18 protein-coding genes are annotated in these 16,514 nt (G+C 62.2%); 4 read left to right on the top strand and 14 right to left on the bottom strand.

Going from position 1 to position 16,514, the window contains the following annotated elements:
• Positions 1-3: 3 nt before the first annotated feature.
• The 8 genes from NKJ23_RS03970 to NKJ23_RS03935 form a co-directional block, all read right to left on the bottom strand.
• Positions 4-576, bottom strand: a complete 573-nt coding sequence (locus NKJ23_RS03970) for a TRAP transporter small permease (protein WP_352678353.1) — start codon at positions 574-576, stop codon at positions 4-6.
• A gap of 144 nt (positions 577-720) precedes the next feature.
• Positions 721-1,695, bottom strand: a complete 975-nt coding sequence (locus NKJ23_RS03965; RefSeq protein ID WP_502893778.1) for a sialic acid TRAP transporter substrate-binding protein SiaP — start codon at positions 1,693-1,695, stop codon at positions 721-723.
• A gap of 51 nt (positions 1,696-1,746) precedes the next feature.
• A complete protein-coding gene (locus NKJ23_RS03960; protein WP_352678350.1) occupies positions 1,747-2,466 on the bottom strand; it encodes a FadR/GntR family transcriptional regulator in 720 nt (239 codons plus the stop codon).
• Positions 2,467-2,664: 198 nt separating this feature from the next.
• Positions 2,665-3,570 (bottom strand): DMT family transporter, encoded by a 906-nt coding sequence (locus NKJ23_RS03955; protein ID WP_352678348.1) that lies wholly within the window; start codon positions 3,568-3,570, stop codon positions 2,665-2,667.
• A gap of 88 nt (positions 3,571-3,658) precedes the next feature.
• A complete protein-coding gene (locus NKJ23_RS03950; protein WP_352678345.1) occupies positions 3,659-6,259 on the bottom strand; it encodes a TRAP transporter permease in 2,601 nt (866 codons plus the stop codon).
• A 56-nt stretch (positions 6,260-6,315) separates the two neighbouring features.
• Positions 6,316-7,269, bottom strand: a complete 954-nt coding sequence (locus tag NKJ23_RS03945; RefSeq protein WP_352678717.1) for a TAXI family TRAP transporter solute-binding subunit — start codon at positions 7,267-7,269, stop codon at positions 6,316-6,318.
• A 93-nt stretch (positions 7,270-7,362) separates the two neighbouring features.
• On the bottom strand, positions 7,363-8,694 hold the full coding sequence (locus NKJ23_RS03940; RefSeq protein ID WP_352678342.1) for an aspartate aminotransferase family protein: 1,332 nt from the start codon (positions 8,692-8,694) through the stop codon (positions 7,363-7,365).
• 10 nt (positions 8,695-8,704) lie between these two features.
• Complete coding sequence (locus tag NKJ23_RS03935) at positions 8,705-9,595, bottom strand: MurR/RpiR family transcriptional regulator (protein ID WP_352678340.1); 891 nt, start codon at positions 9,593-9,595, stop codon at positions 8,705-8,707.
• A 96-nt stretch (positions 9,596-9,691) separates the two neighbouring features.
• Here NKJ23_RS03935 and NKJ23_RS03930 point away from each other — a divergent pair, with 96 nt between their 5' ends.
• Together NKJ23_RS03930 and NKJ23_RS03925 are read left to right on the top strand one after the other, a co-directional pair.
• The gene (locus NKJ23_RS03930; RefSeq protein ID WP_352678338.1) at positions 9,692-10,540 is read left to right on the top strand and encodes a beta-keto acid cleavage family enzyme; all 849 of its coding nucleotides are present in this window, start codon (positions 9,692-9,694) and stop codon (positions 10,538-10,540) included.
• A 187-nt stretch (positions 10,541-10,727) separates the two neighbouring features.
• Entirely contained in the window at positions 10,728-11,120 is a 393-nt protein-coding gene (locus tag NKJ23_RS03925) for a GFA family protein (protein ID WP_352678336.1), read from the top strand.
• Between the two features lie 28 nt (positions 11,121-11,148).
• On the opposite strand, the gene NKJ23_RS03920 is transcribed toward NKJ23_RS03925, so the two are convergent.
• Positions 11,149-11,514 carry a DoxX family protein gene (locus NKJ23_RS03920; RefSeq protein WP_352678334.1) on the bottom strand — a complete coding sequence of 122 codons (366 nt, stop codon included), beginning with the start codon at positions 11,512-11,514 and terminating at the stop codon, positions 11,149-11,151.
• A complete protein-coding gene (locus tag NKJ23_RS03915; RefSeq protein ID WP_031211108.1) occupies positions 11,511-11,873 on the bottom strand; it encodes a VOC family protein in 363 nt (120 codons plus the stop codon). Before NKJ23_RS03915 ends, NKJ23_RS03920 begins: the two co-directional genes overlap by 4 nt.
• Before the next feature lie 61 nt (positions 11,874-11,934).
• Between NKJ23_RS03915 and NKJ23_RS03910 the strand changes: the two genes are divergently transcribed.
• Both NKJ23_RS03910 and NKJ23_RS03905 read left to right on the top strand, forming a co-directional pair.
• Positions 11,935-12,936: an AraC family transcriptional regulator gene (locus NKJ23_RS03910; RefSeq protein ID WP_352678333.1), complete on the top strand. Its 1,002-nt coding sequence runs from the start codon at positions 11,935-11,937 to the stop codon at positions 12,934-12,936.
• A gap of 110 nt (positions 12,937-13,046) precedes the next feature.
• Entirely contained in the window at positions 13,047-13,478 is a 432-nt protein-coding gene (locus tag NKJ23_RS03905; protein ID WP_352678331.1) for a VOC family protein, read from the top strand.
• Positions 13,479-13,624: 146 nt separating this feature from the next.
• On the opposite strand, the gene NKJ23_RS03900 is transcribed toward NKJ23_RS03905, so the two are convergent.
• Genes NKJ23_RS03900 through ehuC form a run of 4 tightly spaced genes read right to left on the bottom strand, consistent with a single transcriptional unit; the run spans position 13,625 to position 16,513 of the window.
• Positions 13,625-14,356 carry a GntR family transcriptional regulator gene (locus tag NKJ23_RS03900; protein ID WP_352678329.1) on the bottom strand — a complete coding sequence of 244 codons (732 nt, stop codon included), beginning with the start codon at positions 14,354-14,356 and terminating at the stop codon, positions 13,625-13,627.
• A complete protein-coding gene (ehuA, locus tag NKJ23_RS03895; protein ID WP_352678326.1) occupies positions 14,353-15,132 on the bottom strand; it encodes an ectoine/hydroxyectoine ABC transporter ATP-binding protein EhuA in 780 nt (259 codons plus the stop codon). Before ehuA ends, NKJ23_RS03900 begins: the two co-directional genes overlap by 4 nt.
• Entirely contained in the window at positions 15,129-15,788 is a 660-nt protein-coding gene (ehuD, locus tag NKJ23_RS03890) for an ectoine/hydroxyectoine ABC transporter permease subunit EhuD (RefSeq protein WP_023674259.1), read from the bottom strand. The genes ehuA and ehuD overlap by 4 nt, the downstream gene beginning before the upstream one ends.
• Positions 15,785-16,513 (bottom strand): ectoine/hydroxyectoine ABC transporter permease subunit EhuC, encoded by a 729-nt coding sequence (ehuC, locus tag NKJ23_RS03885; RefSeq protein ID WP_023674258.1) that lies wholly within the window; start codon positions 16,511-16,513, stop codon positions 15,785-15,787. Before ehuC ends, ehuD begins: the two co-directional genes overlap by 4 nt.
• Between the last annotated feature and the right edge of the window lies 1 nt (position 16,514).

The raw sequence follows: 16,514 nt of genomic DNA, 5'->3' as shown, positions 1-16,514 counted from the left end.
CGCTCAGACCCCCGCCGTCCCGAACGCACCGGGACGCTCGAGCACCGAATAGCCGCGCCGGTAATTGCCGATAAAGACCTGGATCGAGCGCAGAAGCATCAGCACGAAGCCCGCCAGTACGGCGTAGAAGAACCAGCGCCGCGGCAGGTTGACGGTGACCATGCGCTCATGCGCCACGATCGTGACGTAGCGCCACATCAGCCAGGATCCGTAGGCGAAGAATGCGATGCGGATAATATCGACGGCGAGCGCCAGCCAGCGGCCGACACGCTCCGGCAGATAGTGGTAAAGCACGTCGACGTGGATATGGCGCGAAAGGCGCACGCACATGGCGGCGCCGAGAAAGACAACGACGACGAGCGCGTTGATGGCGATCTCCTCGGTCCACGCAAAGCTGTTGTTCAGCGCATAACGGGTGAAGAACTGCAGGAAGACACAGGCGACCATGCCCCAGAACACCGCAAGCGTGATCCAGTCCTCGATGCCGTGGTCCGACAGGTCGACGTCGACCGGCACCTCCTCGAAGGCGTGCGCGATCTCTTCGACGGTGATCTCGGTGTGGTGTTCCTCGGCCATTGGCGCGGGCTCCCGAAGCTGGTGGGTCGTCAAGGATTGAAAAGGCCGTCCGGCGCAATTTGGAGCCGGGCGGAAGGCCAGGTTAAAGCAGCAAATCCGATTTCCGCTCTGTCTTCTTGATTAAGCACCCGATTTCCGGATGGCCTACTTGATGGCGCGGATCGCTTCCCAATCGGACTTGTTGTAGCCGAACTCCTCGAAGGTGACCTTCTCCAGGACATTCTTCTCGAAATCGGCGCGATCGACATCGGTCACGCTGATGCCGCGGTCCTTAAATACCTGCACCAATTCCTTTTCGCGGGCGACGATCTTTGCCGTGGCGCGGGCGGCAGCCTCCTGCATCACCTCGGTGAAGATCTTCTTGTCCTCGTCGGACAGCGAGGCCCAGCGCGACGCCGATATGATGGTGTTGAGATGATCGACGATGTGGCCAGTGAGCACGATGTTCTTCTGCACCTCGTAGAATTTCTTCGCCTCGATGGTGGTCAGCGGGTTCTCCTGGGCCTCCACCGTGCCGTTCTGCAGGGCGAGATAGACCTCGGCGAAGGCAATCGGCGCCGTGTTGGCGCCGCAAGCACGCGGCATGGCCAGATAGGCCGGCACGTCGGGAACGCGCATCTTCAGGCCCTGCATGTCGGAGCACTTGGCGATCGGCCGGTTCGAGGTGGTCTGCCGCGTCCCGTAATAGGTGGTGGCGGCGATATGATTGCCGGTCTTGTCCTCATAGCCCTTGGTCAGGGCCTTGTAGACGTCGCTTTTGGTGTATTTCAGCAGATGGTCGGCATCGCGGAAAGTGTATGGGAAATAGGTGACGCCGATCGGTGGATATTCGCGCGCCGCGAAGCTCGATCCGGAAATGATGATATCGACGGTGCCGAGCATCAGGCCCTGGTTGATGTCTGCTTCCTTGCCAAGCTGCGAGGCCGGATAGACGTCGATGGCGTAGCGGCCCTGGGTGCGCTTCTTGATCTCGTCGGCAGCCCACACGGATTCGGTGTGGAAGGGCTCCGTCGTCTCGTAGACATGTGCCCATTTCAGGACCGTTTCCGCCGAGGCCGACGCCATGGGTATGGCAATTGCGGCGATCGCACCGAGCAGAACTGCGTATTTTCTCAGCATCTAATTCCTCCCTGGTTGAACTTGACGGCCGGATCTCCCCCCGGCCAACTGCTATCCCGCAACCTCCTTGGCTGCGGCTCTCTCATCGAAATTGCGTGAGAATCTGATTTGCGACTGGCGCAGATGCTGCTGCATGGCGGCCTTGGCCCGCTCGGGGTCGCGCGCGGCAATTGCATCGCGCACGGCACGATGTTCCTTTGCCGCGACCTGCCAGGAATCGCTGGTCTCGAAATAGATCGACAGGCGTTCGAAGTACGGGTTCATGCGCTGGTCGAAAAGCTCGCCGATGAAGCGCACCAGCACCGCGTTCTCGAGAATGCCGGCGACAGCGGTGTGGAATTCCCGGTCGAGCGCAATGGTCATCTTGTTGGGGTGACGCATGGCCTCCATCCGGCGCAGCACGTCATCGAGCCGTTCGATATCTGCAGGCCGGACATGGAGGGCCGCTTCGGCGGCGATCGCGCCTTCGACGAATTCGCGCGCGCGCAACAGCTCGAACGGGCCTTCCTCGACTTCGGGTTCGGAGGCGGCGGCGCTCGGCGGATCGGTGACGTAGATACCCGAGCCGACGCGGATGCGTATGCGGCCTTCGACCTCCAGCGCTATCAGCGCTTCACGGACTGTCGGGCGGGAAATTCCGAGCTGGTCGGCCAGATCCCGCTCGGTCGGCAGGCGGTCGCCGACGGAAAACTCGCCGGCATCGATCAGCTGCCTGAGCTGATCGGCGACCTGTCGGTAAAGCCGGCGTGGTTCAACGGCCTGGATCGGCATGCGCGTTTAGTTCCCTCCCGGGCCAACCCTGGTACATTGGTCTGACCCATTGACCGCAGCCTAAACTGACGACCAAGAGAGTCAAGCTGGATAAAAAAAGACAGAAGAAGAAGAAGGCGCCCTGCCCCATCTATCCGGTGCACCTATGTGGCGGGGCCCGCGCAGCAGAAGGCGGCGCATTGCGAAGCATTGCATGCGTCAGCGCCGTCCTCCGCGAATGACCAGGACGTTTCCGGCGGCGACGAGGACGAGCCCGATGATCGCGTACGCAGTCCAGGCATAGCCTTCCAGCGCCGTGGAGATCAAAAGCGCAAAAACGGGAAATATGACGGTCGCATAGCCGGCGCGGGCGCCGCCAATGCGTCCGAGCAGCGTCAGGTAGGCGGCGAAAGCCATGACCGTCGATATGACGGCGAGGAAGACCAGCGAGCCGATATAAGGGGCGGTCGTCGCGAACACGAACGGCTCACCAAGCAGGAAGGCCAGGAACGCCGACCACAGAGTGCCATAAAGCATGCCCCAGGCGCTCGTTGAAACGAGCGGCAGGTCGCGGCGCTGGTTTGCGACGGAGACGAGATTGCCGGCGCAGAAGCTCAGCGTGCCGCAGAGGCACAGGAGAAGGCCCACCAACGTGCCGCCGGAAAGCCCGTTGGCAGCGATTTCGGGAAAGAACATCAGCGCTATTCCGGCGAAGCCGATGATGCCGCCGGCGAGAATGCGCGGCGCCGGGCGCTCGCCGATGACCAAGGCACCGAGCAGCATGTTGATGACCGAGGCGAGCGAAAAGACGACCGAGAGCAAGCCGCTGACGAGATAGCCGGCGCCATAATAGAAAAACAGGAAGTTCGACGAGAAGATAAGGATGCCAAGCACAGCAAAGCGCAAATGATCGGCGATCGGAAAGCGGAGCCGCCGACCGGAAAAACCCGCCCAGGCAAACATCAGCAGCGTGGCGATGGCGAAGCGCCAGACCAGATTGACCTCGTTCGACACGCCGCTGCCGACCTGAAGTTCGATCGCGAACCACGATGCGCTCCAGGCAATGACCGTCAGCGCGTAAAGCCCGTAGTCGACGGGTTCGAAGGGGCGGTCGCGCGTCGTCATGCGCATTTCCGCGTTAGCCGGCTCCAGGGCGTCGTTTGGTTCTTTGGTTACCGACATGCTGGCCAAGACGCTTCCGCTCACAAGACGTTTACAGACCAACCGCCCGCCTTCGCCGCTTCTGGCCCCAGACGACGAGACCGAGCAACAGCAGAGCCGGAATGGCGAACCAATAGCGCGACGTCCGTTCCGCAGGGACTAGCACCTGGTTGATTTCGTCGCCGGGCTGCAGGCCGAATTTGGCCGCCTGGCTGCCCAGTCGCACGACGCCGACTGTCACGCTATCGCCAAGCGCACTGACGTCCAGGCTCGCAGCCTTCAGGCGTTCGGCCGATGAATTTGCGGGCCCGAGTTGTAGCCGAACCAGCTTCGATATCTCATCGCCGTTGAGGTTCAGTGTCGTCAGGCGCAGGCGAACCGCTCCGCCTTCGGCTGTCTCGTCGACGATACGGCTGAGTTCGGAGGCAGGCACTGCCCGATAAGGTTCGCTCACCTGATCGAGCAACAATCCCGGTCTGAACAAGATGAAACAGGCCACAAGCAACGCAATCGTCTCGTACCAGCGGTTGCGCACGAGCATCCAATTCTGCGTCGCTGCTACAAACGAGACCATGGCCAGCGTCGATGTCACCACCATCGCGACGAAATCGAACGGACCTTCGAGATCGATCATCAGCAGTCCGGTGTTGAAGATGAAGATGAACGGCAGCAGGCCGGTACGGATCTCGTACTTGAAGCCCTGAATGCCGGTCTTCACCGGATCGGCGCCGGAAATTGCCGCAGCAGCATAAGCCGCCAGGCCCACTGGCGGCGTCACGTCCGCCATCAGCCCGAAATAGAAAACGAACATGTGGACGGCGACCAGCGGCACGGCAAGATCGTTCTGCGCCGCCAAATCGACGATGACCGGCGCCATCAAGGTGGCGACGACGACATAGCTTGCAGTGGTCGGCATGCCCATGCCGAGAATGATGCAGATCACCGCGGTGAACAAAAGCATGACGATGAAGCTGCCGCCCGAGATGAATTCGACCAGCTCGGTCATTACCAGCCCGATGCCCGTGAGCAGAACCGTTCCGACGATGATGCCGGCCGTCGCAGTGGCAATGCCGACCGTCGTCATGTTGCGTGCGGCGGCGGACAGGCCACCGACCAGATCGTCGAAACCGTGAAGCCAATGCTGCGCCAGCGCACGGTCCTTGCGGAAAAAGGCGGTGAGCGGCCGCTGCGTGACGATCAGCGCCATAAGGGCGACAGCGCCCCAGAATGCCGACAGGCCGGGCGACAACTCCTCCACCATCAGGCACCAGATCAGCAGGATCACAGGCAGCAGAAAATGCAGGCCGGTGCGCGCCGTCTCGCCGAAGTGGGGAATCCTGACGATCTCGCCCTCCAGATCCTCCAGCGGCAGGTCGGGATAACGCGCCCGGTAGGCGACAAGGCCGATGTAAACGGCGATCAGCGCGGCAGTGATCATCCAGGTCGCGGCCGCGCCGAAAACGATCTTCGTCCAGCCAATGCCGTAATAGACAACCCCTGCGAGGACGATGAAGCCGCATATGCCCATCAGCCCGCGCAGCGCACCCTGAAATGCGGAGTGCGTGCTGCGTGACGGCAGGCCCTTCATCCCCGTCTTCATCGCTTCGATATCGACGATGTAGAACAACGAGCCGTAGGTTAGCAGCGCCGGATAGAAGGCGTGCTTGACCACCTCGGCATAGGAGATGCCGACATATTCCGCGATCAGGAACGCGGCCGCGCCCATCACCGGGGGCATCAACTGACCATTGACGCCGGCCGCGCATTCGATGGCGCCGGCCTTCACCGCAGAATATCCGACGCGACGCATCAGCGGGATGGTGAAGGTTCCGGTGGTCACGACATTGGCGATCGACGACCCGGAAATCATGCCGGTCAGGCCGGAAGCGACGACACCGGCCTTGGCCGGACCGCCGCGGTATTTGCCGAACAGCGAGAAGGCAAGCTGGATGAAAAAGCCGCCGGCGCCGGCGCGCTCCAGCAATGTTCCGAACAGAACGAACATGAAGACGACGTTGGTGGACACACCGAGGGCAACACCGAAGACCCCCTCCGACGTCAGCCACATCTGCGAGGCTGCGCGCGATAACGTCGCGCCCTTGTGGCCGAGCAGGCCAGGTAGGTGAGGCCCGGCGAAGATATAGATCAGCATGATCGCCGCGATGACGGTGATGGCAGGCCCGACGGCGCGACGGGCGGCCTCGAGCAGGATGAGGACGCCGGCGATCGAGACGATCAGGTCAGCCGTAGTAGGAAGGCCCGGCCGATGGGCGATATCGCTGTAAAAGACCAACAGATAGAGGGCGGACGCCGCCCCGGCGATGCCTAGCACCCAGTCGGGCAGCGGCACCCGGCTGCGCGACGAGGTCTTGAAGGCCGGAAACGTCAGCATCGCCAGAAACAGGGCGAAGGCCAGATGGATGGAGCGGGCGATGCCGTCGCTGACGACACCAAAATTGAGCATGAACGGAAGGGGCGAGGCATACCAGAGCTGGAACAGTGACCATGCCAGCGATACGCCGAGGATCAGCTTCGCGGTGCGGCCGGTCGGCTTGCGCCCACCGGTGTCGGCTTCGGCGACGATCTCGCTAAGCTTGTCAATGTCGATAACGGGTTGGTCAGGCCCTGCCGCCCGCTGGCTTTGATCTGTCATCGTTCCCCACAATTATTTGCGATGCGAGGCGCCTGTGGCGCCTCGCATTGAAGGCCTCAGAGCCAGCCCTTCTCCTTGTAATAGCGCTCCGCGCCCGGATGCATTGGCGCCGACAGACCGGTCTTGATCATCTCCTTGGGATTGAGATTGGCGAAAGCCGGATGCAGTTTCTTGAAGTCATCGAAATTTTCGAAGACCGACTTCACCAGTTCGTAGACCACCTCATCGGGCGTGCTGGCATTCGTCACCACTGTCGCGCGGACGCCGAATGTCGTCACGTCGTCCGGATTGTTGGCGTACATGCCGCCCTTGATGGTGGCGACTGAATAGTACGGATGAGCTGCCAACAGCGTGTCCACTGCCGGACCGGTCAGCGGGATGAGTTTGGCGCCACAGGCTGTGGTCGGATCCTGGATCGCGGCGGAAGGATGACCAACGCCGTAGAAGAAACCGTCGATCTTGTTGTCGCACAGCGCGCTGCCCTGCTCGTCCGCCTTCAGCTCCGCGGCAAGCGAGAAATCGCCGAGCGTCCAGCCCATCTGCTTGAGCAACTCTTCCATGGACGAGCGGGTGCCTGACCCGGGATTGCCGACGTTGAAGCGTTTGCCTTTGAAGTCCTCGAATTTGGTGACGCCGGCGTCCGGCCGCGCTAGCACGGTAAACGGCTCGGGATGGACGGAGAACACGGCCCGCAGATCCTTGAACGGCTTGCCGTCGAAATTTCCGGTCCCCTCATAGGCCTGGTACTGGACGTCCGATTGGGTCAGGCCGAAATCGAGGTCGCCGGTCTGGATGGAGTTGACGTTGAAGACCGAACCGCCGGTCGACTCCGTCGAGCATCGGATGCCGGTTTTCTGCCGATCCTTGTTCATCAGTCGGCAAATGGCGCCGCCGACGGCGTAGTAGACGCCGGTGACCCCGCCGGTGCCGACCGTGACGAAGCGCTGCTCGGCTCCGACGGATGGCAGCGCCAGCAGCATGCAGGCGGCCGCGCCGATCAGGGTTTTCATTGAACTGTACATGGTTGCTACCTCTCTGGTGGGTGTCCCGGCCCGTCGCCGATGACGCGTTGGAACTGGTTGGGGCGGTCCGCGTCGTGCGGGTCAGGCCGCTGAAGCGATCGCAGCGTCGATCGCCTCACCGAGCCGTTCGACGATCCGATCGATATCCTGTTTGGAAATGATGAATGGCGGCGCAACAAGCACATGAACGCCCCGCACACCATCAATCGTCCCGGCCATCGGATAAATCATCAGGCCGCGGGCCATTGCTTCGCGCTTGATGCGGGCGTTGAGTTCAAGCCTCTGGTCGAATGGTTCCTTGCTGGCGCGATCAACCACCAGCTCGATTCCCCTAAATAGACCCCGCCCGCGAATGTCGCCGACGTGATGGTGGTTATCGAAGCGTTGGTGCAGGCGTTCGTCCAGCTGCGCGCCCATTGCGCTGACGTTGTCGAGCAGACCGTCACGCCGGATGACCTCCTGCACGGCAAGGCCGGCCGCCGCTGCCATTGGATGGCCCATATAGGTATGTCCATGCTGGAAGAAGCCCGAGCCTTGGGCAAAGGCATCGAATATATGCCGGCCGAGCAGCACCGCGCCAATCGGCTGGTAGCCACCGCCGAGTCCCTTGGCGATGGTCAGCAGGTCGGGAGCGATGCCGTCCTGCTCGCACGCATGCAGCGTGCCGGTACGGCCCATGCCGCACATCACCTCGTCGAGAATGAGCAGCACGCCGTAGCGGTCGCAAATCGCGCGAATGTGCTTGAAGTAATCCGCGACCGGCGGCACCGCGCCGAGCGTGGCACCCACCACCGGCTCGGCGACAAAGGCGATGACCTCGTCCGGGCCTAGTTCAAGGATCTTGTCTTCGAGCTGCTGGGCGGCGCGCGCCGCATAGGCTTCGTCGCTTTCGCCATGCTTTTGATAGCGATAGGCGTAACAGGGGTCGATATGGTGGGTCTCGATCAGCAACGGCCTGAACTGGGCGCGCCGCCATTCGTTGCCGCCGGTGGCGAGAGCGCCGAGCGTATTGCCGTGATAGCTCTGCCGGCGTGCGATGAGATGGCGCCGTTGCGGCTCGCCTTTCTCGACAAAATATTGCCTGGCCATCTTGAGCGCGGCCTCGACCGCCTCCGAGCCGCCGCTGACCAGATAGACGTGGTCCAAGCCGTTCGGCGCGTCCTCGACCAGCCGATCCGCCAAGCGCTCCGCCGCTTCGGTGGTGAAGAAGCTGGTGTGGGCGTAGGCGATGCGGTCAAGCTGGGTGTGCAGTGCAGCGATCACGTCGGGATGGCCGTGGCCGAGAGAGGACACGGCCGCGCCGCCCGACGCGTCGATATAGGACTTGCCCTCAGCATCGAACAGTTCGATGCCTTGGCCGCGAATGGCGACCGGCAGCGTCGAGTGGATGGTTCGATGAAGAATGTGTGTCATCGACGGTCCCTCATGGCATTTTCTTCGGCGGACGTTGGTTCAGATGGGTCTTGAGAGCGGCGCCCTGCTCATCGAAACGTCGCAGCGACTCAACAGCGCCCTCGCCTGCCTGCCCTGCGACAAGAGCACCGAGGATCTCAGCAACCATGAAAGCTGGCGTCATGGTGTGGAAAAAGGACGGGCTGCCGGTCGGCACGACGACTAGGTGATCGGCAAGCAGCGCCAAGGGCGCTACCCCGCTGTCGGTGATCGCAATGACCGGTACGCCGCGGCCGGCAGCGTACTCGACAAGCTCGATGGTGAAGCGCGTGTAGGGCAGGACGCTGGCGGCGATCAGCACGTCGTCCTTGGTCGCATGGGCCAGAGCGTCGCCATCGGTTCCGCCGATGCCGTGCAGCAGCACCGACTTCTCGCCGATCAGCGACAGGATGTAATGCAGATGCCAGGCGACTGCGTGGCTCGAGCGCAGGCCGAGGCAATAGACGCGCCTTGCCGCACTCAGCGCCCTGGCCGTGTCGACCAGACGGTCGATCGACCTGCCTTCGGCGAGATGGGCAAGCTGGCTGGAAATCGAATCCAGAATATCGGCCGCCAGCGCGTGGTCGCCCTTGAGCTTTTGGCTGGCCACCTGAAGGCCCGCCTTGCCGGCGAAACCGATTTCGCCGTCCCGGATCGCGGCGGCGTAGATATCGCGTACCGCCTCGTAGCCATCAAGGCCGAGATGCTGGGCCAGCCGCGTCATCGTCGCCGGCTGCACTCCTGCGTGCCGGGCCTGCTCGCGCATGGACAACAGCGCGACATCATACGGCTTATCAAGGACATAGCGCGCAGCGGACCGAAGCTGCGCCGACATGCCGTCGAAGGCAGTGACGATCTGTCCAGCAAGCTCTCCCTGGTCCATGGATATTGCTAGCTCGCGAGACCAGCGATTGCAACGTCTGTTTCAGTGTGATCAAAGATTGATTCATATGAATCTTGTCACTCACAGAACGTCCCCATGAAGCCGGCCCCTGGTCTCGACCGCATCGCCATAGCCGTCGCCCCGAACGGGGGACGTCGCAGCAAGGCCGACCATCCGGCGATTCCGCTGACACCAGCCGAACTTGCGAGGACGGCCGCGGAATGCGCCGATGCCGGTGCGGCTATGATCCACGTCCATGTCCGCGACAGAAGCGGCAATCATCTGCTCGACGCCGACGCCTACCGCCAGACGATCGCCGCCATCCGCGGTGCTGCCGGCGACCGCTTGATAATTCAGATCACCTCCGAAGCGCTCGGTATCTATTCGCCGGCCCAACAGATGGCCGTCGTACAAGATGTGAAGCCGCAAGCTGTCTCGCTGGCGCTTCGCGAAATCGTTCCTGATGCCGGATCGGAACTCGCCTTCGCGCGCTTCATGGCCTGGCTGCACACCGAGGGGGTTGCGCCGCAGATCATCCTCTATTCACCCGAGGAGGCCGTCAGGCTTTCGGACATGCAGCAGCGCGGACTGATCCCCTGGGCAAGCATACCGGTTCTCTACGTGCTGGGCCGCTACACGCCGGGACAGGCGTCCGTTCCTGCCGATCTCTTGCCATTTCTTGCGGCGAACATGCCGCGCTTCGACCATTGGAGCGTCTGCGCCTTCGGCCGCAACGAAGCGGCGTGCGTGACCGCCGCCGCGTTGCTTGGCGGCCATGTCCGGGTCGGCTTCGAAAACAATCTTTTCCTTCCGGACGGCAGCATAGCCTCGTCCAACGCCGAACTGGTAGCGACCGTCGCACGCATACTCGCCGACTGCGGCGTCAAGATCGCCTCGGCCGCCGAGTTGGCGGCTCAATGGAACGCGCCGTTTCGTTCCATATGACTCCGTTCGTCGTCGTGGCAAACCGAAGCGTGTTTTCGGCGGGCAGGCTCGCGCAAGGCATAGAGAGGCGGCTGCAATGTCATCGCCACGGAAGAACGACGTGTCCCCCGCCCGCGGCGCGGCGATTGCAACAACAGTGTCGGTCGTTGTAACCATTCCGGCCGCTTGATTTTGGAGGAGACGCAGCATGGACCAATTCACTGGCGGGTGCCTGTGTGGCAACGTCCGAATTATCGCGTCGGGGCGCCCATACCGGGTCGGCCTTTGTCACTGTCTTGACTGCCGCAAGCATCATGGCGCCCTTTTTCACGCTTCCGCGATTTTTCCTGAGGATGCGGTGACGATCGACGGCGAAACACGCGACTATGCCGGGCGGTTTTTCTGCCCCCGCTGCGGCTCCTCCATTTTCGGACGCACCGCAGACGAAATCGAAGTAAACCTAGGGTCCCTGGATGCGCCTGACCAACTGATGCCAACCTACGAAAGCTGGATCATCCGACGCGAGTCCTGGTTGCCGCCGTTTCCGCTCACCAGACGATACGAGCGCGATCGTGACGCGACGGGTCGCTTTGAGGAATAGGTCGCAGCCCGCCGCCTCGAAACGATGATCACAGGCTAGTGGTCGCGGCGACAATCAACCCGCCCAAGACGGCAACATTGATGGTGAAGCCGGTACGAAGGGCTTCGCGTTCATCGCCGCTGTAGCGCCAGAAATTGAGCGCCATGAAGGACGCCGCAATGGTGAATACGGCCAAGGCCGCGCCGGGAAAGGGTCCACCAAGGCCCGTTGCTAGGCAAAAGCCGCCTGCAATCTCCAGCACCGATCCGGCCGCGAGAAGAGGCCTGGGAGCAGGAAAGCCCCGCTCGGCCAGGGACGCTGCAACCGCCCGGAACCTGAGGAAATGCTCGGCGCCCGCCCAGATAAAAACGCCGCCAAGCAAAACCAATCCGAGGTGGTGGAAGAACGCGATCATTCCTTGCTGCCGTCCTCGGTGTAAACCGCAAGCTCGTAACCATCCGGGTCAGCGAAATGGAAGCGCCGGCCACCGGGGAAGCCATAGATCGGTCTGACGATCTTGCCTCCCGCCTGCTCGACACGTTTGACCGTTCCCGGCAAATCATCGGCATAGAGAATGACGAGCGGGCCTCCTCCCGACCTCGCTGGGCCAGCGGCGAAGCCACCTGACAAGCGCCCGTCGTTGAACTCGCAATATTGCGGGCCGTAGTCGGTGAAGGTCCAGCCGAATGCCTTTCCGTAGAAGTCGCGTGACCGCTGAATGTCTTTCACGTTGAATTCGACGTAGTCGATCCGTTGGTCGTTGTTGTTGCTCATGACGCAAACCTCTCGTGTGATGTACGACGCCGAAAGATAAGCACGCATCTCGCTTGCCGGATTGAACAAAACGGCCATCGACGTATGCGGCCGCACACGGCGCTACCGATGGCGATGCGCGTGGCATCACCCCTCACCTGCCCTCTTCATTCCGGCCGGAAGAAAACCACCGATTCTTGCAACCGTTCTCGATTGGAAGACGTTGTCGGTCGTGCAGATTGTTGCCTCGAGCGACGGCCGGGCGCAGCCGCTGCGCCGTAGGTTCACCGCCGCTAGTCCGAAGAGGAGCGAGATGAGCGATCCCGTCCCAGCACAGGCAACGGGTTCATTTCAGCAACGTCCAGCGTCGGCGCGGCTTCACGGGAGCTTTGCTTCGGTGTGGGTGCATCGAATGGACCCGGCGGGCTCACCGCCGATCGTGATCATGCCCGACGCGACGATCGATTTGCAATGGATCGGAGGCAGCTGCCGAATTGCCGGCCCTGACAAGGAGCCGCAGACCGAGGTTCTAGCGGCGGACGAGGTCGTGATCGGCTTGCGCTTCCATCCTGCCACGGCGGCGGCATGGCTCGGCGTGCCGCAAATCGAACTGGTCGGCAAGAGGCTGTCGCTCGACGATTTGTGGGGCGCGCGAGCTCGCCGCCTCGCCAGCCGCGTGCGCGCCAGCGACAATCTCGAGGATCTGGCCTGCTCGCTCCAACAGGTCGTCGCCGAGGAGGCGGCCTCCCGCGCGCCAGACGTTCCCATGCAGGCGGCATATCGCTTGATCGAGCGCGGGCCGCCACCCGACGCGCCGCTCGTCCCTTGGTTGATGCGCGCACTCGAGATGAGCGAAAGGACGTTGCGCCGGCGCTTCGACGAGAGCTTCGGCTATGGCCCCAAGACGCTTGACCGTATCCTCCGCTACCAGCGCTTTCTGCGGCTTTGGAGCCAATCGAACAGCGCTACGGCCATCCTGGCAGCCGAGGCGGGCTATTCCGACCAGGCGCATCTTGTCCGCGAGAGCCGACGCCTGACAGGAAGCACCCCGCGACAAATTCATCGTCTGCTGCAGAACGGGTGAAACCTCTCGGCGCGTTCTTCGACATGGCGGCGCGCTGTTGGCCGTTTTGTTCAAGTCTTCATTGTCGCCCGACTTTATTCTGGTGTCTCCGACAACCGAAGGAGACTGCCATGAAACCGCGCATTTCGGTTTTGACTATCGCTGTCGCCAACCTCGAGAGTTCTCTCGCGTTCTACCGCGACGGTCTCGGCTTGCCGACGGAAGGGATCATTGGCCGCGAGTTCGAGCATGGCGCCGTCGCGTTCTTCACGCTGTCCGGCGGGTTGAAGCTCGCGATCTGGGCGCCGGACGACCTCGCCTACGACACCGGCCTGCCCAAGGCGCCGATCAGCTCGACCTCGTTCACAGTCGGACACAATGTTGTGGGCCGCGAAGAAGTCGATCAAGTGATGGATGAGGCCGCTCGCGCCGGAGCCGAGATCATCAAGCCTGCCGGGGACACGTTCTTTGGCGGGTATGCCGGATACTTCCGCGATCCGAACGGACACCTGTGGGAGGTCGTCTGGAACCCCGCCAACATACCGAATGAGGACGCTCTCTGAGGGCAGGTATGGCCCCGTAGGATCGGGCCGTTCCGGTCATTCCCGGTGCTGGCAAATTCTGTCGGGATCGGGGCGGGCGGCCTGCTTTCCCTGGCAAACGAAGCCAGTTCGACGGCAGTCCACCAGCACAATCTTACGGGGGCTGATTATGTAGCTCTATCCAGATTCGCCACGCCTGCATGGCGCATCATGCGGCGGAAGCTCATTGAGATATGCGCCCGCCTTATGTGCCCGATGGACTCCCAGTCGCCGATTTCGGCCGCGGCAAGGACCTCTTCCATTTCGCGGCGGAATGCGGTGAATTCCTCGACAAGGCCCAATTGCGGCATCAGCTTCAGGACGACGCGCGCGACCTGAAAATACAGGCGCTCACTGATCTCGCGCAGCGGCTGGTTGCCGGTCATGGCTGTGAGCTCGTAGAAAAAATCCATGTTGAGGCGCAGGAAAGCGCGCTGGTCGGGATTGAGTATGTCGGAATCGCAGCGCGCGATGAGCGCCCGTATCCGGTCGAGGTCGTCCGCCGTGCGCGGGATCGGCGAAAGCTTGCCGACGAGGAGCGCCAGCTCGAGGCGAAGATGATAGACCTGCTGCAATTCCTCGATGTCGACGTCGGTGACGATCGTGCCGACGCCGTGGACGGATTGAACCAGACCCTCGGATTCAAGGCGCGCCAGGACGCGCCGGACCGGCGTGCGGCTGATCTCGAATTCCTGGGCAAGTTCTTCCTCGGACAGGTGGCTTCCCGGCGCATAATCGAGCAGGCAGATGCGGTCGCGCAATATCCGGTAGATGCGCTCGAACCGCTCCCGCGCGGAGAGCGGGCGCGGCGGCGCGGCGGCCACCGTCGTGGGCGGCTTGGCCTCTGTCTCGATCGTCACCCAGCCTCCAGGACAGCGTGCAGGAATTGCCGTGTCCGCTCGTTCTTGGGAGCACCAAACAGTTCGCGTGGCGGTCCCTGCTCGCAGATCTTGCCTTGATAGAAGAAACAAACGCGGTCAGAAAACTCCTTGGCGAAGCCCATCTGATGGGTGACCATCAGCATGGTGAGATCATGCTCGCGCCCGATTTGCCTTATCACCTGCAGCACTTCGCCGACAAGCTCCGGGTCGAGCGCCGACGTCACCTCGTCGAACAGCATGATCTTGGGCCGCATTGCCAGCGCCCTGGCGATGGCGACGCGCTGCTGCTGGCCGCCGGAAAGCTGTGATGGATAGTGGTCCTTCTTCTGGGCCAGACCGACCAGCTCCAGCAGCTCGGCCGCTCGTGCCTCGGCATCCGCCCGCTTCATGCCGAGCACCGTTATCGGCGCCTCGATGCAGTTCTGCATCGCCGTCATATGCGGAAACAGGTTGAACGACTGGAACACCATGCCGATCTTGGCGCGGATTTTGCGGATGTGGGCGAGATCGGCGGGAACAAGCTTGCCGTTCCTCTCCATATGGGTCAGCGGCTCGCCTTCGACCCAGATGACGCCGTCATTGATCGTCTCCAGCGTCATCAGCATGCGCAGCACCGTCGTCTTGCCCGAACCCGACGGACCGATGACCGAGACTTTTTCGCCGCGCGCTATTTCGAGATTGAGCCCGTCGAGAACGGTTAACGTGCCGTAGCGTTTCGATACATTGTCGAAGCGGACCATCGGTTGTTCCGTCATCGCGTGGTCCTCCGGTTGAGCAGCCCTTCGAGGGAGCGGATGAGCGCCGCCGAAACCAGGCTCATGGCAAGGAAAAATAGGCCGACCAGCGTGATCGGCTCGGTGTAGCGGAACGTTTCGGAGCCGATGATCTTGGCGGTCTGCATCAGTTCCATCACGGCGATTGCGGAAAGCAACGGCGTTTCCTTGAACAAGGCCACCAGATAATTGCCGAGCGCCGGAACGATCGGCGGGATCGCCTGCGGAATGATGATGTCGCGGAACGTCGTCCAGGACGAGAGATTGAGCGCTATCGAGGCTTCCCACTGGCCGCGATGGATGTTGTCGAATCCGGCGCGATAGACCTCGGAGCAATAGGCGGCGTAGTGGATGCCGATGGCCAGCACCCCGGCGGTGAAAGCGTCGAGCACGACACCGAATTTCGGAAAGACGAAATAGAGAAAGAATATCTGGATGAGCAGCGGGGTCGAGCGGATCAGCTCGACCAGCACCGAAATCGTCCAGCTGGTCCATGGCACCGCGATGCGGACAACGGCCAGCACCAGGCCGAGCGAGGCGGCAAGCGCAAAGCCGATCAGCGTCGCTTCGATGGAAATGACGGCGGCGCGGGCGAGCACCGGCAGGATTTCCAGGGCAAATCCCCAATCCCAGATCATGCCGCCTTCCCCCGCGCCAGTCCGAGCGACGCCCGCCTTTCAAGAAGCCGCATGCCGATGGTCACAACCAGCGACATTGCCAGGTACATCAAAAGAACGAGGGTGAAGATCGGAATGGTCTTGAACGTGTTCTGGTTCATTTGCTGCGCCTTGAAGGCGAGATCCGAAAGCGTGATCAGCGAGACCAGCGCCGTCGATTTCAGAAGCTCGATGAACAGATTGCCCCAGGGTGGGATCATCGCGACAAAGGCCTGCGGCAGGATGATCCGACGCAACATCTGCGGGCGACTCATGTTCAATGCCGTACACGCTTCCCACTGCCCGCGGGCGACGGACAGGATCGCGCCGCGCACGCACTCCGATCCATAGGCGCCGACATTCAGGCCGAGCGCGAGCACCGCCACCACGAACGCGTTGATCGTGACGCCGAATTGCGGGAGCACGAAAAACAGCCAGAACAATTGCACCAGTGCCGACGTTCCGCGGAAGATCTCGACATAGACCGTGGCCAGCCATCTGAGCGGCGTCGGGCCGTACATCCTTGCAAGTGCCGCAAGCACGCCCATGACAATTGCGAGCAGGCTGCCGAGGACGGCGATCTCGATTGTCAGGACCGCGCCTTGCAGCAGCCCCGGCATAAACACTTGATATGATTCCTGTGTTGCCAAGGCACCGATCACGACAAGCGCGATGACCAGCATGGCAACGAGCGTACGGATACCCATG

This window comes from Mesorhizobium sp. M0184 (assembly GCF_040322215.1).
GTDB lineage: Bacteria > Pseudomonadota > Alphaproteobacteria > Rhizobiales > Rhizobiaceae > Mesorhizobium.
Note: the sequence above shows the minus strand (reverse complement) of the source record. Positions and strands in the feature narration are given on the sequence as shown.